13 protein-coding genes and 1 tRNA gene are annotated in these 20,758 nt (G+C 69.0%); 6 read left to right on the plus strand and 8 right to left on the minus strand.

What is annotated here, in order from left to right; all coding sequences use genetic code 11:
• Positions 1 to 20: 20 nt before the first annotated feature.
• Both ATO4_RS25505 and ATO4_RS25510 read left to right on the plus strand, forming a co-directional pair.
• On the plus strand, positions 21 to 878 hold the full coding sequence (locus ATO4_RS25505) for an ABC transporter permease subunit (protein WP_083594795.1): 858 nt from the start codon (positions 21 to 23) through the stop codon (positions 876 to 878).
• Positions 875 to 1,696: an ABC transporter permease gene (locus ATO4_RS25510; protein ID WP_083594761.1), complete on the plus strand. Its 822-nt coding sequence runs from the start codon at positions 875 to 877 to the stop codon at positions 1,694 to 1,696. The genes ATO4_RS25505 and ATO4_RS25510 overlap by 4 nt, the downstream gene beginning before the upstream one ends.
• A gap of 65 nt (positions 1,697 to 1,761) precedes the next feature.
• Here the strand turns inward: ATO4_RS25510 and ATO4_RS25515 are convergent, their stop codons facing one another.
• Together ATO4_RS25515 and ATO4_RS25520 are read right to left on the minus strand one after the other, a co-directional pair.
• Positions 1,762 to 3,117: a hypothetical protein gene (locus tag ATO4_RS25515; protein ID WP_083594763.1), complete on the minus strand. Its 1,356-nt coding sequence runs from the start codon at positions 3,115 to 3,117 to the stop codon at positions 1,762 to 1,764.
• Between the two features lie 247 nt (positions 3,118 to 3,364).
• Positions 3,365 to 5,161 carry an AsmA-like C-terminal region-containing protein gene (locus ATO4_RS25520; RefSeq protein ID WP_083594765.1) on the minus strand — a complete coding sequence of 599 codons (1,797 nt, stop codon included), beginning with the start codon at positions 5,159 to 5,161 and terminating at the stop codon, positions 3,365 to 3,367.
• Positions 5,162 to 5,404: 243 nt separating this feature from the next.
• On the opposite strand from ATO4_RS25520, the gene ATO4_RS25525 reads away from it, so the two are divergent.
• Entirely contained in the window at positions 5,405 to 7,357 is a 1,953-nt protein-coding gene (locus ATO4_RS25525; RefSeq protein ID WP_083594767.1) for an acetoacetate--CoA ligase, read from the plus strand.
• A gap of 134 nt (positions 7,358 to 7,491) precedes the next feature.
• On the opposite strand, the gene ATO4_RS25530 is transcribed toward ATO4_RS25525, so the two are convergent.
• The 5 genes from ATO4_RS25530 to ATO4_RS25550 all read right to left on the minus strand — a co-directional run bounded on the left by ATO4_RS25530 (position 7,492) and on the right by ATO4_RS25550 (position 14,187).
• A complete protein-coding gene (locus ATO4_RS25530) occupies positions 7,492 to 8,280 on the minus strand; it encodes a hypothetical protein (RefSeq protein ID WP_083594769.1) in 789 nt (262 codons plus the stop codon).
• Between the two features lie 214 nt (positions 8,281 to 8,494).
• Positions 8,495 to 10,792 (minus strand): pyrroloquinoline quinone-dependent dehydrogenase, encoded by a 2,298-nt coding sequence (locus ATO4_RS25535; RefSeq protein ID WP_083594771.1) that lies wholly within the window; start codon positions 10,790 to 10,792, stop codon positions 8,495 to 8,497.
• Positions 10,793 to 10,824: 32 nt separating this feature from the next.
• A complete protein-coding gene (locus tag ATO4_RS25540) occupies positions 10,825 to 11,190 on the minus strand; it encodes a hypothetical protein (RefSeq protein ID WP_139802701.1) in 366 nt (121 codons plus the stop codon).
• 209 nt (positions 11,191 to 11,399) lie between these two features.
• Positions 11,400 to 13,046: an iron ABC transporter permease gene (locus ATO4_RS25545; protein ID WP_139802702.1), complete on the minus strand. Its 1,647-nt coding sequence runs from the start codon at positions 13,044 to 13,046 to the stop codon at positions 11,400 to 11,402.
• 85 nt (positions 13,047 to 13,131) lie between these two features.
• Positions 13,132 to 14,187 (minus strand): Fe(3+) ABC transporter substrate-binding protein, encoded by a 1,056-nt coding sequence (locus ATO4_RS25550; protein ID WP_083594777.1) that lies wholly within the window; start codon positions 14,185 to 14,187, stop codon positions 13,132 to 13,134.
• Positions 14,188 to 14,738: 551 nt separating this feature from the next.
• On the opposite strand from ATO4_RS25550, the gene ATO4_RS25555 reads away from it, so the two are divergent.
• A complete protein-coding gene (locus ATO4_RS25555; RefSeq protein ID WP_083594779.1) occupies positions 14,739 to 15,395 on the plus strand; it encodes a class I SAM-dependent methyltransferase in 657 nt (218 codons plus the stop codon).
• A gap of 203 nt (positions 15,396 to 15,598) precedes the next feature.
• Here the strand turns inward: ATO4_RS25555 and ATO4_RS25560 are convergent, their stop codons facing one another.
• The gene (locus tag ATO4_RS25560; protein WP_139802703.1) at positions 15,599 to 19,567 is read right to left on the minus strand and encodes an ATP-binding protein; all 3,969 of its coding nucleotides are present in this window, start codon (positions 19,565 to 19,567) and stop codon (positions 15,599 to 15,601) included.
• A 273-nt stretch (positions 19,568 to 19,840) separates the two neighbouring features.
• Between ATO4_RS25560 and ATO4_RS25565 the strand changes: the two genes are divergently transcribed.
• Both ATO4_RS25565 and ATO4_RS25570 read left to right on the plus strand, forming a co-directional pair.
• Positions 19,841 to 20,296, plus strand: coding sequence for a phasin family protein (locus tag ATO4_RS25565; RefSeq protein WP_083594783.1), 456 nt, complete (start codon positions 19,841 to 19,843; stop codon positions 20,294 to 20,296).
• 295 nt (positions 20,297 to 20,591) lie between these two features.
• A tRNA-His gene (locus ATO4_RS25570) sits at positions 20,592 to 20,668 on the plus strand.
• Positions 20,669 to 20,758 lie beyond the last annotated feature (90 nt).

Genomic DNA, 20,758 nt, shown 5'->3' on the forward strand with positions numbered 1-20,758 from the left:
GCTCGCGCGGCCTCTTCCGCATCGTCGTCATCGGCCTGCCATTCCTGTGGCTGGTCGGGCTGTTCCTCGTGCCCTTCCTGATCGTCTTCAAGATCTCGCTGTCGCAGACCGCAGTGGCGATGCCGCCTTATCTGCCGACTTTCGGCGACCCGGCCACCTGGTGGAGCGCGCTGCAGCAACTCTCCCTCGACAACTACGCCTGGATCGCCAGCGACGAACTCTACTTCAACGCCTATACCCTCAGCCTCGCCATCGCCGCGGCCTCGACGGTGCTGACGCTCGCCATCGCCTATCCGCTCGCCTACGGCATGGCGAAGGCGCCGCCGGCCTGGCGCACGACGCTGGTGATGCTGGTCATCCTGCCGTTCTGGACGAGCTTCCTGATCCGCGTCTACGCCTGGATCGCGATTCTCAAGCCGGAGGGCCTGTTCAACCAGATGCTGATGACGATCGGCCTGATCGACCAGCCGCTGGTCATCCTCAACACCCCGATCGCGATCTTCATCGGCATCGTCTATTCCTACCTGCCGTTCATGACGCTGCCGATCTATGCGAGCCTGGAACGCATGGACCACAGCCTGACCGAGGCCGCCGCCGATCTCGGCTCGCCGCCGCTGAAGACCTTCTGGACGATCACCTTTCCGCTGTCCCTGCCGGGCGTCATCGCCGGCTGCTTCCTGGTGTTCATTCCCGCCGCGGGCGAATTCGTCATTCCCGATCTCCTCGGCGGCTCGCGCACGCTGATGATCGGCAAGACCGTCTGGCTGGAGTTCTTCACCAACCGCGACTGGCCGGTCGCCTCTGCCGTCGCCGTCGTCCTCGTCGCGCTGCTCGTCGTCCCGATCGCCATCTTCCAGCGCCAGCAGGCCCGGCTATGACCTCCTGGCGGCTCACGAAGTTCAACGTCGTGTCGATGGTCTTCGGCTTTGCCTTCCTCTATCTGCCGATCCTCCTCCTCGTCGTCTATTCCTTCAACGCCTCGCGGCTGGTGACGGTCTGGGGCGGGTTCTCGACGGTCTGGTACCGGGAACTCTGGAACAATCGCGGCCTTCTCGACGCCGCCTGGGTGACGCTGAAGGTCGGGCTGATCTCGGCCAGCGTCGCGACGATCCTCGGCACCATGGCGGCGATCGCCCTGTCGCGCTACAAGCGGTTTTCCGGCCGTACGCTGATGACCGGCATGGTCTATGCGCCGCTGGTGATGCCGGAGGTGATCACCGGCCTGTCGCTGCTGTTGCTGTTCGTCGCCATCGATCTCGATCGCGGCTTCCTGACCGTGACGCTCGCCCATATCAGCTTCACCATGTGCTTCGTCACGGTGGTCGTGCAGTCGCGGCTGATGTCCTTCGACCGCTCGCTGGAGGACGCGGCGATGGATCTCGGGGCGACGCCGGCGGTGACCTTCTTCCAGGTCACCCTGCCGCTGATCTGGCCGGCGGTGGCGGCCGGCTGGATGCTCGCCTTCACCCTGTCGCTGGACGATCTGGTCATCGCCTCCTTCACGACGGGGCCGGGCGCGACCACCCTGCCGATGAAGATCTACAGCCAGGTCCGGCTCGGCGTGACGCCGGAGATCAACGCCGTCTGCACCATCCTGATCGCCACCGTCTCGGTCGGCGTCGTCGCGGCGACGCTGCTCAACAAGCGCCGGCTGGTGCGCCAGGCCCGCGACGAGCGACTTGCCGCCGGCGGCTGATCCTCCGTCTCCCAAAGCCTGGATGTGACGACTCCGCGGATCCGCCGGTGTCTGCCGGCACTCTGTCAGTCGGCGCCGCAGCCGCAATTCTTCGCATGCGCGGCGGCGATGGCGTCGATGACGCCGGCGATCGCGGCGGGGACGGAATCCGCGTTCTCGGCCGGGCGGTGTGCGAGATAGTCGAGGACCTCGATCGCCGCGAAGGCGTCGATGAGCTGGCGACGCACGGCGACGTCCCGGATCTCGGGCCGCGCGCCATAGACGAGCGGGCGAAGAGTGAGGAGCCGGTCGAGCACCGGCCGCCCCTCCGCAGTGCCGTCATTCGCCACCTCCGCGCCGGAGGGCATCGCATCCGACGGCGTCGCCAGCGCGGCGGTCTGGCGGGTCGAGATCGCGGCGTCGTCCTGCGGGAGCGCGCCGCTGGCCAGCGCCGCCTCCACCAGAGCGTCGAGGGCGGCCAGACGCTCGGCGTCGGTGGCGAGGGCGAGCGGCTTCGGCTCCGCCAGCGGTGGCAGGTCGGGATCTTCGACCGGCGACGACGTGTCCGCCGTCGCGGCGGGGGCGGTTCCGCCCGTCGGCTCCGCGTCGATCGTCGGCTGCGGCTGGCCGGAAGGGGGCGCATCGCCTGCAGCAGCGGCCGGCGGGGCTGCGGCTGGCTCGTCGGCCGCGGCGCTGCGCACCGTCGCGAGGCCGACGGCGGGCCGGAGCTCGGCGCTCGCCGGCATGTCCCGGATGGCGGGCGCCGGCGTCGGCAGGGGAACCGGGCGAAGCGCATCGAGTGTGGCGAGGACGCTCGAAGAGGCGATCCCGGTCTGCGCCGCCTTCAGCGCGTCGAGGGAGGCCGGGTCGCCGCCGGCCCGGGCGAGGTAGCTGCGCATCGTCTTCAGATAGTCCGGCACACCGCCGCAGAGGAACTCCGTCTCGTCCTGGGCGAGATAGCGCCCGAGCTCGTTCGAGACCTCCTTGATGATCCAGCGCGAATCGCTGCTCGCCATCCAGGCGGGCCGATTGCCCGAGCGCGCGAGCTGGTTGGCCGCGGCCAGCGCCCGCCGGGCCTCGCCCCCTCCGGGCGCCGCGATCGGGTTGAAGATCAGCCGACCGGGCAGGCTCTCGTCGGGCGCTCCGGCGTCCTCCCGCGCCGCCTTGACCGCGGGATAGCGGCTCGCCCGGATCTCGGAGAGCGCGGCGTGGTATTTCGGCGCGCCGCAGGCGGCGTCGGTGCCGCTCGCCGATGGCGCGGGAGCGTCGGCTCCGAGCTTGACCACCGACTGGCCAGCGGCCGGGCCGGCTGCAAGGCCGACGAGCGGGAGGCCGAGGACCGCGAGTCCGGCGGCAAGGCGGAGGCGGCGGGCACGCGGCCCACCGCGGGCTGCATGGCGGCGGATGGGGGAGGGATCGATCATGGTCCGGGCGCGCGGCATGGGCGGTCTCGTCTCGCGGGCTGGATTTTCCAGGGAGGATCGACGGACGATCCTCGGATGGTTGTGCACCCGCGAGCTTGAGCGGAGCAAGACAGCCGACAGTGATCCGCTCGCATCCTGCCGTCGGCCCCGGTCTTCGGCCGGCGCCGGAGGCTTGCTGTTCCAGCGCCGCGCCGGCTCGATCACACGGGTCCGGGAGACAGTCTCCCGGGCCGTCAGTATCAGGCGGGCTGCGACCAGCCAGGCATCACCGCGAAGCGGCCGGCACGGTCGTGACCGCCGGGTTGGGCCATTCGCCCTGCATGCTGAACTGGACGCGCCGGGCGCTCGCGGCAGGGGCCGTCTCGACGGATGCGGTGTCGGCCGAAGCGACGGCCGTCTCGCCGGCCTCGAACGCGCCGGTGACGTCGATGCGGTTGCTCCTGGCGAAATATCGGCCGCTGGCGGTGAGCTGGCCGGCGGCGTTGCGGATCGTCACGGCGTCGAGGGCGAGGGTCGTCCCGGAGACCTTCAGCTTGGCGTCGAGCGCGGTGAAGGGGATCGTGCCACCGGTCGTGCCCGCGTCGAGGGGGCGGGCGCCGGGCTCGGCGAAGACCCGCGGATCGAAGCCTGAGATGGCGCCGTTGCGGGCGTCGAAATCGGCCTCGACCGCCAGCTCGGAGAGGATCGTCCGCCAGTTGCTGGCGGGCGCCTCGAGGCTGGCGCGGATCGCCGAGCGACCGGTCACTGCGATCGCGTCGATCGACAGGCCCGACATCATGCTGGCGGTGTCGAGGCCGCTGGCGCTGATCCAGCCCTCGACGCTCGGTCGCTCGGTTCGCCCGTCGATCGTGATCGCGGCCTGTCCCCGGCCGCCGAACACCACGGCATCGCCGACATCGAGCTTGGCGATGCCGCCGCCGGCGCTGACCACGGCCGCGACATCCCTGAACGGCACCGAGCCGAGCATCAGATCGCTGGCCGAGAGCCGGATCTCCATCTGCATCGCGTCGGCGAAGTCGATCGCCAGCGGGCGCTCGAAATCGAGGGCGTTGCGCGGATAGGGCGCGATCGACCGGGCGATGGGGGTGAGGTTCAGATCGTTGAAGGCGAGGGTGCCGCCGACGACGGGCATGCCGTCCTCGAAGCGCGCCTCCATGGCGCCGCGCCCCTCCGAGGCGCCGATCCTCAGCTCGGCCTCCCGAATCTCGGCGCTGTCGCCGCGAAGGTCGAGATTGCCGGCCAGGTTGACCGCGCCGAGCTCGGGGATACGGATGCCGGGGGCGAACAGCCATTCGGTGGCGCGGGTGAAGGACTGGGCGGAGAGCCGGAGGCGCCCCTGCGCCGCCCTGAGATCGTCGAGCCGGACGGTGCCGGAGAAGTTCGCCGCGAGGGCGGGGGAGTCGAGATTGAAGTCGACCCTGCTGCCGCCGCCCTCCTTCAGCGGCCCGTCCGCCTCGACGTCGAGAGTGACCGAGGTCGGCTGGCCGTTCCAGACGAATGCGCCGGAGATGCTCAGCCTGTCGGCGGAGGCGGACTGGACGATCTGCACATTGGCGTTGCTGACGCCGCGCGGGCCGGCGAAGCCCGGGCCACCGGGCCGGAACAGCCCGTCGCGGATCTCGACGTCGCGGATCCCGTCCATCCGGGACAGCAGCGTGTGCAGGCCGGCCAGGAGGCCGTCGCCGGTGCTGCTGCCAGCGCCGTTGCCGGGCTCCCTCATCTCGGGTGCGCTGCGCCATTCGGGCCGCACGAGAACCAGCTGCGAGATCTCCCCCTTGCCGGCGAAGACGTCGAAGAGGCTGAAATGGGCGACCAGGTTGTCGATGGTGAAGTCGTCGTCGCCGAGGCGCACCTGTTCGAGGCTGAGGCGGGCCCGCGGCAGGATCGAAAAATCGATGCGGCCGTCGATGGAGACGTGGCGGCCGGTGAGGCTTTCGAGCCGGTCGACGACGAGGCCCCGCGCCGCATCCGAGCCGAGCGCGAGGCCGGGCAGCACCGCGGCGAAGACGACGACCAGACCCATGACGGCCGCGAAGGCGGCGATCAGCCAGCGCCGCCGCAAGCGTCGGCCCTGCGGGGCCGCTTCGTCTGCCCGCGCTCTCTCGGCTGGCCAGTCAGGTCGCACGCCGCAACATCTCCATCCATTCTCCCGCCCCTCAATAGCTGCCGGGCGGCGTTTTCAAAAGCACCGGGCAGCCCGGACGACCCGAATTGCGTGGGCGCGCGAGCATGCGGCGAGCGGCGGCTTCGTTGCCTTTGTTACACGGGTATGGCACCAGCAAGGCGGTTGGTGGGAGTTCGGACAATGACCAAGAAACCGCTGTGGAAACCCTCGGCGTCGCGGGTCGAAGGCCATCCGATGACACGGTTCATGCGCGCGGCCTCGCAAGCGACGGGCCGCCCCTTCGAGGACTATGCTGCACTGCATCGGTGGTCAACCACCGAACGCGAAGCCTTCTGGTCGCTCATCTGGGATCACGTGGGCATCGTCGGCGAGAAGGGCGAGACGGCGCTCCTCGAAGGCGCGACGATGCGCCAGGATCGCTTCTTTCCCGGCGCCAGGCTGAACTTCGCCGAAAATTTGCTGGCCAGAACCGGACCGGACGACGCCTTGGTGTTCCGCGGGGAGGACAGGGTGTCCTGCCGGTGGAGCTGGGACGAGCTGCGCGCCACCGTCTCGCGGCTGCAGCAGGCGTTCCGCGCCGAGGGGATCGTCGCCGGCGACCGCGTCGCCGCAATGATGCCGAACCTGCCCGAGACCGTCGCCGTCATGCTGGCGGCGACTTCGCTCGGAGCGGTGTTCTCCTCCTGCTCGCCGGATTTCGGCGAACGCGGCGTCCTCGATCGCTTCGGTCAGATCGAGCCGAAGCTGCTCATCGCCTGCGACGGCTATTTCTACGCCTCCAGGGAAGTCGACATCGCCGACAAGCTCGCCGCGATCAGCGCGAAGCTCGCCCCCCGCAAGACCATCGTCGTGCCCTATCTGGGGGACGGGGCGAAGGCGGCCTCCGGTGCGCATCACGGCGTGCTACTCGCCGATTTCCTCGCCGCCTACGCTCCGGCCGAGCTCGTCTTCGAACGCCTGCCCTTCGACCATCCGCTCTACATCATGTTCTCCTCGGGGACGACCGGCGTTCCCAAATGCATCGTCCACGGCGCCGGCGGCACGCTCCTGCAGCAGCGCAAGGAGCATCTCCTCCACTGCGGCAACGAGGAAGCTTCGCGGGTCTTCTACTTCACCACCTGCGGCTGGATGATGTGGAACTGGCTGGTCGCGGCGCTCGGCGGCGGCTCGACGCTGCTGCTCTATGACGGCTCGCCCTTCCATCCCCACAAGACCATCGTCTTCGACTACGTCGCCGCGGAGCGTGCGACCTTCTTCGGCACCAGCGCGAAATACATCGATTCCGCCCGCAAGTTCGGCCTTAAGCCGATGGAGAGCCATGATCTCTCCAGCGTCCGAACGATCACCTCCACCGGCTCGCCGCTGTCGCCGGAGGGCTTCGCCTATGTCTATTCCGACGTGAAGGCGGACGTTCATCTCGCCTCGATCTCCGGCGGAACGGACATCCTCGCCTGTTTCGTCCTCGGCATCCCGACGCAGCCGGTCTACGAGGGCGAGATCCAGGGGCCGGGGCTCGGCATGGCCGTCGACGTCTTCGATACCGACGGCAGGCCGGTGCGCGGCGAGAAGGGCGATCTCGTCTGCACGAAGGCATTTCCGTCGATGCCGATCGAATTCTGGAACGATCCCGGCGGGACGCGTTACACCAGCGCCTATTTCGAGAGCTTTCCCGGCGTCTGGGCCCATGGCGACTTCGCCGAATGGACCGAACGCGGCGGCATGATCATCCACGGCCGCTCCGACGCGACGCTGAACCCGCAGGGCGTGCGGATCGGGACGGCGGAGATCTACAACATCGTCGAGCAGTTCGAGGAGGTGATCGAGGCGATCTGCATCGGTCAGGCATGGGACGGCGACGTGCGCGTCGTGCTCTTCGTCCGCCTCGCGGCCGGCCACGATCTCACCGACGACCTCGTCAAGCGCCTCAAGGACGCGATCCGCACCGGCGCCTCGCCCCGCCACGTACCGGCCAAGGTGCTGGCCGTGACGGACATCCCGCGCACCAAGTCCGGCAAGATCACCGAACTCGCCGTGCGCGAGGTGGTCGAGGGCCGGCCCGTAAAGAACAAGGAAGCCTTGGCCAACCCGGAGGCGCTGGCCGAGTTCGAGGGGCGCAGCGAACTGTCGGCCTGACATCGGCCAGGCCGGCGCCGGTCCGTCGCCGAACCGAACGCCCCGTGCAACGGGGTCGCACGCGTAGAAGCAGCTGATGGTCGGGAAGGGCCGGCAGCGTCGTTGCCGACCCCATCGTCATGACATCGTCGGGGTCACTGCGAGGCGTTGCTGCCCTGCATGCCGCGAGCTTCCTCGACCGCGGCGAGACAGGCCTCCTCGTCGCCGCTGGCGAGCGCCGCCTCGGCCCGCTTCACCGCATCGCCGTAGCCGCCGTCCGAGGCGCTGGCCATCTGGTCGCCGGTTGCCATCTGGTTGCCGCTGCCGCCACTGCTGGAGGTGCCGGTGCCCTGGCCGCTGCTGGCGGCCGCCGTCTCGCCGCCGCTCTGCTGGGCGCCGGCGTCCTGGCCGGACATGGCGACGGACGGCTCGCCGCCGCCGGCGCTATTGGCCATCGGCATCGTCTGTCCGTCCTTGGAGACGTCGCCGCCGCCTGCGTTGCCTGCGGTCCCGGTCGTCGTGCCCGCAGCCGATGCCGAAGACTGGGTCTGGGGCGCCGTGGTGCCGCTGGCCGATTCGGTGCCCGACGCGCCTCCGGAGGCTCCCGTCGTTGCCGAGGCGTTCGCGTCACCCTCGCTTTCGAGCGGGGCGAGGCTGCCGTCCTTGGAAATGCCTTCGCTCGCCTGGCCGGCGCCCGAGGCGTCCGCGCCGGAGATCTGGCCGGTCTCGAAATTGGTGGTGGTGCCCGGTGCCGCCGAAGCGTCGCCCGACGCCATGCCGCCAGAGCCGGAGGATCCCGCCCCGGTTCGGGAGGAGGACGTCGATGCGGTCGTCGTGCTGTCGGCGCTGAGGCTGGCGAGCTCCTCGCGGCAGTCCGCGAAGGCTGCGGTAGCCGGAAGGCTGCAAAGCGCCGCGCCGGCGAAAAGAAGAGAAACGCGTTTCATATCCCTGACCTCATTTGTGAGTTGTGAGGGTGCCCATGAGGCGAACGCGAAGATCAGGGAGCGGTTCCTCTGCGGACGGCAACGCATTGGCAACCAACGAAATATCGGGTCGGGCGCGGCTCGGTGAGACGCTCTTGGAAGGCCATCTGCCGCGGGGCTTCGCGCCGCCGCGGCAGACAGGTTCAGCGAGATCTTCCCGAGCTCCGCTTGGCGTTCACTCCGGCAGCGCGAACGTCACCACCTGGTCCGACACCTTCGGCAACAGGATGGTGTTGCCGCCGACGACGAAGGTCACGTATTGCCGGCCCTTGTAGGTGTAGACCGCCGGCAGGGCGACGGCGGGAGCGTCGACCAGCCCCTTCCACAGCACTTCGCCGGTCGCAAGGTCGAGCGCCCGGACGCGGCTGTCCATCGAGGCGCCGATGAAGATCAGCCCGGACTTGGTGATCACCGGCCCGCCGATCGTCACCGAGCCCCAGGATTCGGGCATGTAGAAGCCGTATTTCTGGACCTGGCCGAAGGGCTCGTTCCACAGCCGGTCGCCGGTCTTGAGGTCATAGGCCGCGATCGTGCCGTAGGGTCCCTTCCAGCAGGGCATGCCGGCCCAGTTGAGGAAGGTCTCGAGCTTGAAGGCGTAGGGTGCGTCGCCCTGGGCGTAATAGCCCGAGGTCTCGCCTTCCTGGCCCCCCTGCTCGAACTCCTCGCGCGGGATCAGCGTGTAGATCTGCACGACCGAGTTGGAGTTGACGACATAGATACCGGTTTCCGGATCGACCGCGCCGCCGCCCCATTGCGAGCCGCCGGTGGTCGGCGGATAGGCGATAGTGCCCTGGAGGCTCGGGGGCGTGAAGCGCCCCTCCCAGCGGTAGCCCTCGGCGCGGCGCGAGCACTCGCCGAAGCTGACGGCATCGGCGAGCGGATCGACGCCCGGCCAGTCGTCACCGATGACCGGCGCCGGCCTGTCGACGAAGGGCTGGGTCGGCGAGGCCTCCTCGCCGGGAACGTCGGAGGCGGGAACCGGGCGCTCCTCGATCGGATAGACCGGCTCGCCGGTCTCGCGATCGAGCACGTAGATGAAGCCCTGCTTGGAGGTCTGGACGAGGGCGGGGACGGTCTTGCCGTCCTTCTGGATGTCGACGAGCGTCGGCGGGGCGACGGTGTCGTAGTCCCAGATGTCGTGATGGATCAGCTGCCGGCTCCATGCGACCTTGCCGGTCTCGGTGTCGAGCGCCGTCACCGAGGTCGCCAGCGGCAGCTTCTCCTTGCGCTCGCCGCCGTAGTAGTTCGGGCTCGGCGAGGAGATCGGGAGGTAGAGGAGGCCGCGCTCGGGATCGATGGACATCGAGGCCCAGACATTGGCCGTCCCGGTCGTCTCGAGGACCTCGTTCGGCAGCGCGTGGAACATCCACTTCAGCTTGCCGGTCCTGGCGTCGAGGGCGAAGACGGTGCCGGGAGGGGCGGCAGAGTTGGTCCAGTCCTTGCCGGCCCAGCCGAGGAACAGCGTGTCGTGATAGACGGTCGCGGCCTGGAGCAGCGACAGCGGCCACTTGTCGTTGACCGTGTTCCACTGGTTGACGTCGAGCATGCCGTCGGTGCCGAAGTCGGCGCAGGGCTTGCCGGTATCGGCGTCGACGCCGTAGAGCTTGGCGTCCATGGTCCCGATATAGACCATCTTCTGGCAGGCCTCGCCCTCCTGGATCTCATCGGCCTGCCAATAGGCGACGCCGCGGTTCTTCATCGCCGGCTGGGTCAGGGCCTCGAGCCGCGCATGCGGGTCGAAGGCCCACTTCTCCTTGCCGGTATCCGGCTCCAGCGCGATGATCCGGTAGAAGGGCGTGCCGATATAGAGCGTGTCGTTGACGAAGAGCGGGGTCGCCGACCACACCGTGGTGGGAATGTCGCCGGAGCCGTCCGAGACGTCGCCGGTGTGATACTCCCAGACCTTTTCCAGCTGATCGACGTTCTCCGGGGTGATCTGGTCCGCCGGCGAATATTTCTGGGCCCGGAGGTCGCCGTTGAAGGTCGCCCAGCTGTCGGGCGTCTCCATCCAGGCGTCGGGCTCCTGCCGCTGGCGCGCCTGGGCCGTGGCTCCCGCCTCGCCGGCTTCGCCGGCCTGCGCGGCATCCGAGCCGGCAGGGCGATCGACGCTGCCGCCGCCCTGGGTCTCCTCGGTGGTGAGGTTCGGCGTCTGGGTCGATTGGCCGGCGCCCTGCGCCTGATCCGATCCCTCGTCCTCGCCGCTCCCGGCGGCCCCGCCGGAACCGTTCTGGCCCGCCTCGGGATCCGCCGCGTCCTGCCCGGTGGCGGTGGGGCCGGTGTCGTCCGCGCGGTTGGGATCGACTTCGGTGCCCGAGGTCTCCGCTTCGCCGTCGGACGCACCGCCGGGTTCCTGCGTCGCGCCGTATTGCGGCGCTTCCGGCGTCTGTCCGCCGTCCTGCGCCAAGGCGGGGGCGGCGAGGGAGAAGATCAGGGCGAGCGCCGCGGAAGATGCGGCCGTTTTGGCAATTTTCATCGTAAGTGGTCCCGTCAGAGAGATGGTGGCGGTCAGTCCAGCGGGCTGGGATCGGCTGCCACGTGGATGACCCAGCCGACGAGGGCGACGCCCATGGCGACGAGGAGGATCCAGGCGGTGAGGAAGTAGGCGGCGACGCCGGTGCCGAGGATGCCGAGCAGCAGCAGAACCGCGATGGCGCCGCGTGCGCCCTTCGACAGCGCCAGATGCCAGGCGAGGATGAGGCCGGCGACGACGACCAGGATGCTCGACACCAGCACCAGCCAGGCGCCGAAGCTCCAGGCGATGCCGTTGCCGGTATTGACGACGTTGAACGCCGCGACCAGGGCGCCGACGGCGCTCGCCGCGACGACCAGCCAGGCGCCTCCGGCGGTTCGAGGTTCGGAAATTTCAGACATGGGAAGAACACCCCTCTTCGCACGATTTGCGTCGCCGCCGATCGAATCGAAGGCGGCCGGCATCACTGCGACGTGAGCTAGGGCCGGAGCGGGCTTTGGGGAGGGTAGAATGGCTGGCCGGCTGACTTCAGGGCGCGGCCGCCAGCTTCGGCCGCCAGCGTTGGCCCGTCGATTGCGGCCGTGACCTTCGGGCCATCGGCTTCGTCCCGTCAGCTTCGCGCCGTCTCGGCCAGAATCGAGCGATTGAGGATCGCCACCGGCAGGATGCCGACGAGGACGATGAGCAGCGCCGCCACCGCGCCCTCCTCGAAGGCCGAGCGCGAGGTCTGGGCATAGACGAAGGTCGCCAGCGTCTCGAAGTCGAAGGGGCGCAGGAGGATCGTCGCCGACAGCTCCTTCGACGCCTCGACGAAGACCAGGAGGAAGGCGGTGAGGAGGGCCGGTCGCATCAGCGGCAGCAACACCTCGACGAGGGTTGCACCGGGCGCGCGGCCGAGCGTGCGCGCCGCCATGTCGAGATGCGGGGAGAGCTTGGCGAAGCCGCTTTCGAGCGAGCCGTGGCCCATCGCCATGAAGCGGACGAAGCCGGCATAGACGATGGCAAAGCCCGATCCCGAAAGCAGGAGCCCGGTCGAGACGTCGAAGGTCTCGCGCATCCGCGCATCGACGAAATTGTCGAGGCCGGCCAGCGGAATGAGGATGCCGATGGCAAGGACGGTGCCGGGAACCGCATAGCCGAGGACGGCGAGGCGGGTCATCAGCACGAGGCGCTTCGAACCGGTCAGCCGGACGCCATAGGCCAGCAGGAAGCCGGCCGTGACCGTGACGAGGCCGGTGATGGAGGCGAGGGCGACGGTGTTGCGGAAGGCCCGCCACAGCTGCGGATCGGCAAGCTGGTCGAGACGCCGCAGCCCATAGTCGCCGAGGATGAGGAACGGGATGCCGAAGCCGAGGACGATCGGCAGGGCGCAGGCCGCGGTGGCGAGGAAGGCCCGGCCGCCGGCCAGCCGCTCGGATCCCGGCTGCGGGCGATCGGACCGCCCGAGGGTGAAGCGCTGCTGGCGGCGGGCGAGGCGCTCGACGGTGACGAGGAGCACGATCACCGCCAGCATCAACAGGGCGATCTGCGTCGCGCCGTAGAGGTCGCCGCGATTGAGCCAGGTGGAATAGACCGCGAAGGTCAACGTCCTGACGCCGAGGAATTCCACCGCGCCGATGTCGTTGACCGCCTCCATCAGCGCCAGGGTGACGCCGACGGCGATCGCGGGACGGGCGAGGGGCAGGAGGATGCGCAGGAAGATCGTCGCCTGGCTCGCCCCGAGGGTGCGGGCGACGTCGGCGGCCTTGCGCCCCTGCATCAGGAACACCATCCGCACCGTCAGATAGACGTATGGGTAGAGCACCGAGGAGAGGATCAGCACCGCCCCCGGCAGCGAGCGGATCTCGGGAAACCAGTAGTCCCGGCTGCTGCTGTAGCCGAACAGCGCCCGGATCGCGGTCTGGACCGGGCCGGCGAAATGCAGGAATTCCACGAAGGCATAGGCGGCAATGTAGGTCGGCACCGCCAGAGGCAGGACCAGCGCCCAGGAGAACAGGCGCCGGCCGGGAAATTCGAAGCTCGCCACCAGCCAGGCCGTGACGACGCCCATCGTGCCGGTGAGGAGGGCGACGCCGAGCATCAGCTCGGCGGTGACGAGGCTCGCCTCCGGCAGGATCGTCGTCGCCAGATGCGACCAGTTGGACGACGCACCGGAGACCGCCAGCCAGACGAGCGCCAGGAACGGCATGGCGACCAGCGCCGCAAGGACGAGGGCGGTGGCGACATAGCCGCCATCGCCCTTTCCCTTGCGTCGCATCGGCAGGATTGCGGGCCAGCCTCTGGCAGGGCGAATGGCGGACATCTGTGCTGGGTACGTCTCGTTTGGGCGTGGCCGCGGCGCGTCAGCTCTGCGGGCCGCCGTCGTAATTGACCTCGTCGACGATCTCGGAAGCCTTGGCGCGGTGGCGGGCGATCTCGTCCAGCGCCAGGTTGTCCGGCTTCAGGTCGCCGAAGGACTCCACCAGCTCGGACGTCTCGATGCCGGGCTCGACCGGATATTCGTAGTTGAGTTCGGCATAGATCTTCTGCGCTTCGTCGCTCGACAGGAATTCCATGAGCTTGACGGCGTTGTCGCGGTTCGGCGCGTTCTTGGCAAGGGAGACGCCGGAGATGTTCACATGGGTGAGGCCGTTGTCGAAGGTCGGCATGATCACCTTGATCGCCTCGGCCCAGTCCTTCTGCTCCGGCTCCTTCTCGTTGGTCGCCATCTTGCCGACATAGTAGGTGTTGCCGAGCGCGATGTCGCATTCGCCGGCAAAGATCGCCTTGGCCTGGTCGCGGTCACCGCCTTCGGGACGCCGGGCGAGATTGTCGCGAAGCCCCGCGACCCAGTCCCGCGCCGCGTCTTCGCCGTGATGGGCGATATAGGCCGCGATCAGCGCGATGTTGTACTGGTGCTGGCCGGAGCGGGTGCACAGGCGCCCCTTCCACTTCGGATCGGCGAGATCCTTGTAGGTGATCTGGTCGACGTCGACCCGGTCCTTCGAGGCATAGACGACGCGGGCGCGGCTGGTCAGCGCGAACCACTCGTTCGCGGTGTCGCGGAATTCCGCCGGGATGTTCGCCTCGAGGGTCGAGCTCGTCACCGGCTGGACGACGCCGGCCTGCTTGGCCGCGTCGAGGCGGCCGATGTCGACGGTCATGATGAGGTCGGCCGGCGAATTGGCGCCCTCGGCCTTGACGCGTTCCTCGAGGCCCTTGTCGATGAAGATCGTCGCCGTCGACAGCCCGGTCTCCTCGGTGAAGGCGTCGAGGACCGGCTGGATCAGCTCGGGCTGGCGGGAGGTGTAGATGTTGACGTCCGCGGCCTGCGCGGCCGTGGCCGCGAAGGCGGACCCCAGCAGCGCCAGCGTCAGGGTTGCGGTTCTGGTGAAATGGTCGGTGCGCAGAGACGTCATCGAGCTCTTCCTTGGCAGCGTCTTGGAGGGGCGGAATCCCTTGGAAGCGGGATCCCGACGGATGGCGGTCGGTCACGGCGGCATCGCGGGATCACGAAGGCCCGTATGTCGTCGCCTGTGTGCCGCATGCCATAGCGACAGCCAGATCGCCAGCAAAAACAATGCCTTGGAAATATTCTAAACTGGCGCGGGAGCCGGCGTCCGCCGGCAGGTCGCGAGTGGTTTCAAGCGCTTGCCGCCGAAGATTTCGGGTTGGAAAAACCGGACAAGCATCATCACAATTTCGTTGCCGGATCATCACCTGCGAGCGTGCGGCCGGGCCCGGGGCGGCCGAAGCGTCTTGGCGCGAATTTCCTGCGTCGCCGCGCAGAATTCGGCGGGCCAACGTCCCGCAACGCGCCAAACGGCGCTGCAGTGTTTCACGCCGTCCGTGAAACGCGTATGATATCAAGCCTGAACGAGAAAGTTCAATCAGTATCCCTGTCAAGTCTCGAAATGCCCGGCAAGATGCGTATTCTTCAAGCTATCGCAATCAGACGAGAGGTCGAGTTTTGTCGAATTCGGAAAGCACCATTCATGCGTCGCACGAACTTGATGGAGACACCAGCAAGCTCGAAAAGTACTACGCGGATTGGGCTTCGCGTTACGACGACGACGTCAGGCGAGAGGAATATGGCGGTCCGCGGGCGATCGCCAGCATGGCGGTCATGGTGGCCGACAGCTTCCTCGGGCGGGCCCCGAAGGCGATCCGCGTCCTCGATGCCGGCTGCGGCACCGGGCTTGCGGGTCTCGAACTGAAGGCGAAGGGTTTCGAGGCGATCGACGGCTTCGACCTTTCTCAGGAAATGTGCGACATCGCCAACGATACGGGCGTCTATCGCGAGCTCGTCGCCAATGTCGACCTTAACGTCGATCAGGCGCCGGTCTTCGCCAGGGGCTACGATCTGATCGTGTGCTGCGGCGTCTTCACCCTCGGCCATGTCGAGCCCGACGGCCTGAAGCGCCTCGCCTCCTATCTGGCGGATGGCGGCTTCCTGATCGTCTCGACCCGCAAGAGCTATTTCGACGGCACCGACTTCGACAGCGCCACATCGCGCATCGAGGCCGAGGGCGTCCTCGAACGGGTGGCCACACTGAAGAACGCCGCCTACATCGCCGAGGAAGGCGCCCACTACTGGATCTACCGCAAGGGCTCCAAGGCCAACTGAGCGCGGCGCTCGCGGCGGGCCTTCACGGCCGCGCCTAGGCCGCGCTGCGACGCGGTCGCAAGGGGGAGGCAGGACGGAGCCGCCCCTTTCCCACTTGCACGGTACCAGCCGGAGATCAGACGGGCCGCCTTCGGGCGGCCCGTTTTCGTTCGAGGCCTTTGTGCGAGGCCGGCCGACGGATGCGGATCCTGTCCGCGAGGCCGTCAGTCCAGGAGGACGCGGGCCGGCGGGAAGCGCACCTCGACCAGCGTGCCCTCGCCGGGGGTCGAGGCGATGGAGAGCTCGGCCCGGTTGGCTTCCGCCAGCGCCTTGGTCAGCGGCAGGCCGAGCCGGCCGCTTTCGGCGCCGCTGGAGACATGGCCGGCGCCGGGCGCGCGCAGGGCGCTCTCGATCTCGTCCTGGCGCATGCCGACGCCGCTGTCGCGGAACCGCAGCGACACGCCGGTCTCCACGTCGTATTTGATCGAGACGATCAGCTGGCCGCCGGCCGGGGTCGAGCGGATCGAGTTGGCGACGAGATTGGTGGTGATCTGGCGGATGGTATCGTGGTCGCCGACGACGGGCGGCACCGAAGAGGGCAGGTGGGTGCGCACGATCACCCGCTGGCGGTTCGCCTTGGGCGCCATCACCGCGGTGACCTCGGAGACGATCTCGGCCAGCGAGACCGCTTCGAAGTTCAGCTCCATCCGCCCCGATTCCACCTTGGCGAGGTCGTGCAGGATGGTGACGAGGTCGATCACCTGGTGGCCCGACCGCTTGATGTCGTCGAGATATTCCAGGTAGCGCTCGTTGCCCACCGGCCCGAGGCTTTCGCTGCCCATCAGGTCGGCAAAGCCGATCATCGCGTCGACCGGATCGCGGATCTCGCTGGCGACCTCCGACAGGAAGGTGCTCTTCTGCAGGTTGGCGGCCTCGGCATGGGCCCGCGCCTTCTCGGCCGTCTCCTCGGCGCGCTTCCAGCGGGTGATGTCGTGGATGACGGCGCAGAACCCCTCGGTGCCCGGCACCCGGCCGAGCGAGACCGCCAGCGGCAGGAAGGCCCCGCCGGCGACGCGGCCGATGACGTCGCGCCTCGCATACCACTTCGTATCGGCACCCTCCCGTCCGCCCGCCTCATCCTCACCGGCCAGGAGCCGCTTCAGCCCCTTCTGGCTCTCATGGGCGAAGAGGGTCAGGAAGGACCGTCCCGCGACGTCGCCGGCGGGAATGTCGAACAGCCGCTGTGCCGCTCCGCTCATCGCCGTGATCGTGCCCGCCTCGTCGACGAGCACGACGCCGTCGGCGGCGAGATCGAGCACCGGATGTTCGAAGACCTCCCCGGCGAAGGCCGGTGCCGGCCCGCTCGCTGCATCGACCCCCGCTGCATGGACCAGAGCGCCGTAGGATGCCGTCAGGCGCGGGGTGGCGAAGAACGACAGGATCAGGCAGCCGATGCCGCCGACGCTGGTGCGCTGCATGCGCGCGCGGATCGCAACGTCCTGGCCGTTGGCGCGTCGCAGCCGCAGGAAGTCGGCATCGCCGGCCTTGCGCTCGAGCACCAGCGCTTCGAGGCCGCCGGCCGCCACCAGCGCCGCGACGTCGGCATGGCCGGTCAGATCGAGGAATTCCCGGTTGGCATAGACGAGGGCGTTGCCGGCCTGGGCAAGGATCGGCATCGGCAGGCTGCCATAGGCCTGTTCGAGCGCCGCGGCGACGTCCGGCGCCTCGCCGGACGGGGCGCCGGCAGCCGCGGCGCGGAACGGGTCCGGACCGTCTGGCCCCGGTGCGCTTCCCCCTTCGGCGGCGAACGCCGGCGCGTCCGCATGGTCCGGCCGATCACCCGCTGCGTCCGGCGTGCCCGACGGGTCGCTCCCCGCGCCGCCCGTCTCGTCGCCCGTTTCGTCGCCTTGCGCGGATTGCCGCTCGCCCTCGAAGGCCTCGATGCGCTCCGAGGCGGCGCGCACCGCGGCGACGAGGTCGCGCGGGTCGCTGCCCTGCGCCAGGGTCTCGCCGATGGCACGGAAGGCGGCCTCCTCGGTCTGGCTGAGACTGCCGTTCTGCGAGCGCCGCCGCTCCTCCAGACGGATGATCTTGTCGCTTCGGTGCACCGGATCGGTGGTGGTGGGGGTCTCGCCTTCGCCGGCACCATGGACATGGGCGTCCGCCGGCCGCGCCTGCGGCTCGCGCCGGCCGAAGCTCACCGGCGGCGTCGCCGCACCGATGCTCTGGAGGAAGGCCGGGAGCTTTGCTGCTTGCGGACCCTCGCCATCCGGCTCGGTCGCCGCCTCGTCGCTCGACGGGAGCCCCGCGAAGGCCTCGGCGAGCGCCAGCCCGATGGCGTCGGGGTCGTCTTCGGCATCGGCGAGGCGAACGACCCCGAAGCCGCGAAAGCCGTCGAAGCTGCGGTCGCGGGCGTAGATGGGCAAGGCCGCGAGATCGACGGGCACCTTCTTGGCACTCGCCTCCAGCGGCCACATCACTGTGCGCCCCGACCAGGTCTCTCGGCGGGCGAGAAGCCGGCGCAGGGCACCGTCCTCGTCGAGCCGGTAGGCGCGGGCGACGGCATCGACGCTGCGCTCCAGGACTGCCGCCGAGACCGGGCCGACCGCCTCGGCAAATTCCGGCGACAGCGACCGGAAGCGGCCATCGGCGTCGACGCGCCAGACGAAGCGGACCGGTTCGCCGACGAGACGCGGAGAAAATCCGCCGCCTGAAGGGCGCGCGGCCTCGTCCGGTCCGACGACGGAGAAGTCGCTGGCCGCGATCGGCCGGATATCCGCCGGGGGCGCTTCGGTCTCGTCGCCCGGGAGCGCTCCACCCGCGTCGTCGTCGCCGGCGCCAGCCGAACCGGCCTTGCGGGCGTCCTCGCCCGGTGCCGGTTCCGGAGCTTCGCCGGAGCGAGCTTGCGGACCGTCGCCGATGCCCGCCGCCGGATCGCCAGCGGCCGGATCTCCTGGCGCCGCATCCGTCGGCGGTGCATCGTCCGGGGCAGGGGACCGCGCGGACGTGTCGCCGGCGGCCGCGGCATTCTCCGCCGGTGCATCGGCGATACCCTGCGTGGCCGGAACGGCGCCCCAGGCGGAGTGACGGCGGATCGGCCGCTCATCCCGGACCGCGTCGGGCTCGCTCGCTTGCTGTTCGGCGGCCGGCGCCTCGCGGGTCTCGTCCTCGCCGTCTCTTGTGGCCGGGATCGGCGCGGCACGCTCCCCACCGTCGTCTCTGGTCTCGCCGGGTTCCTCGGGATCGGGCGCCGCACGGATCTCGTCGCCATGCCCGTCACCGATCCCGGCGCCACGCCCGTCCGAGGCGTCGCTCGCCGGTGCACCATCCGGCGAGGACGCCGCCGCCGCAGCGTCCGCCGGCTCGCGGCTCGGGATCTCGGCCGGGATCTCGCCCGTGGCCGGCGATCCCCAGTTCGATCGGCGGTGGAACGTCGTGTCGCCCGAGGCGTGCGGGGTCGCGGTTGCCGGTTCGGCCGGGATGGTCGTCTCCTGCGGTTCGGGCGCCTCGCGATATGCGGACGCTTCGGATGCGGCGGGTCGGGCGGTGGCTGCCTCGGCATCCGGCGCCTCGTCGAGGACGAGGATGCGGTCGTCGGCGATGCGGGCCAAAAGCAGGCTCGCTCCGCCGGCCCGCGGGACTTCCGCGATGGCCTCGTCGCCGGCGGCGAAGGCCGCGACCGTCTCGGCCGTCGGCCGGTCCTCGCCGAATTCCATCCCGGCGGCGCGGTCCGTGGCAAGAAGTCGCACGCCCGCGACGTCGCCGAGCCCCGTCTCGCGCAGCAGTGCCGCGTCGCGGTCGGCCGGACCGTAGGCGGGACGGGGCGCCTTCGCCGTCAGCACGGCCACCTGGCTTGGCTCCTCGCCGACGGACGCGGCGGGCGTCACCAGCGTCATCTCGGCCGGTATGCGGGACGAGCGAAAGCCCTGGGCCATGCGCAGGAGCAGCGTGGTGCGGCCCTTGCGGGCGAGGAGGCTGCGCGCCGCGGCGATCTGGGCGAGCAGCGCGTCGGCGGCCGGCGTCGGGTCTCCCCCGGCATCGAGGCCGAAGCTCGCGGTCCCGGCGCTGTTGGCCCACAGCACGGCCGCAAGATCCGCCGCGAACACGACGATCGCGGTGTCGGCGGCGTTCGAGCCGCGGATGGCGGGCTCCGCCATGAGGGCCAGCGTCTGTCGCATTGGTGGGATCGCCATGGTCCGTTCGTTGCCTTCGCCACACGCGCGCCGCCGGTGAGGCCGGTCCGGGTCCGATTTCCTCTTTAAGCTTTCATTCATAGTGTTGCGGGCGGGACGAATAAAGAACCTTGCCCCGCAGCGCACCACTGACTTTCAAAACGGTTAACGAATGAGCAGATGCAAAAAATCCTAGCGAGATTTATTGCAGTGCAGCATGGCGGCTGCTATATATCTCACGGATGGGAGGGCAAGGCCTTCCTGACGAAAAACAAAAAATGAGGAGATAGCCAGATGGCCGAAGCCAGGAACGACCCGTTCGCCATGCCGAATTCCCAGAGCATCCTCGGCATGGATCCGAGCCAGCTCAACGAGACCTTCCGCTCGATGACCCAGAAGTCGATGGAGCAGTCGAAGGAAGCCTATGGCCGGATGAAGGCTGCCGCCGACGAGGCGACCAAGGCGCTGGAGTCGACGATGGAGAACGTCCATCAGGGCTCCCTGCAGCTGTCGAAGAAGGCCATCGATGCGATGCGCACCAATGCCGAGCTCGGCTTCGCGCATCTGGATTCGATGATGTCGGCGAAGTCCTTCGCGGAAGTCATCGAGATGCAGACCGCCTATGTGCGCAAGCAGGTCGAGATGGCCACCGACCAGGCCAAGGACATGCAGGCGCTCAGCCAGTCCGTCGCCAAGGACATGATGCAGCCGGGCCGCGAGGCTTTCCAGAAGGCCACCAAGGGCGCCTGAGCCCGGACGTCTCCTTGTCGAAGCTGCCGCGAGCCGGGCTCGGCGGCAGCATCTCTCGAAGGGTCGCGCCCGCCGCGGCCCTTTTTGCATTTCGGGCGCAGGCTTTGCCGACGCAGCCGGTCGCAGCGGGCGGTCTGGATCATCCGCGCGACCACAGCCACCCGCAGCCGCCCACAGCCGCCCGTGGGCGAATGTCGGTCGAATGCGTTTGGCGGGCTTGCATCGGCGGACGAAAATCACTATCCGATGCTCACGGAACGCGGGACGTCGGCATCGTCGGGTCTCGTTCCTGCGTGCGGTTGTAGCTCAGTTGGTTAGAGCGTCGGATTGTGGCTCCGGAGGTCGGTGGTTCGAGACCACCCAACCGTACCATTCGTTTTCCATGGTATTGAAATAATCGCAATTTGCGCCGCAGAGCCCGCACCGTATGGCGGAATGCGGGGATGACTCGCGCAGCTGTCG

Source organism: Aurantimonas sp. 22II-16-19i, assembly GCF_002088275.1.
Lineage (GTDB): Bacteria > Pseudomonadota > Alphaproteobacteria > Rhizobiales > Rhizobiaceae > Jiella.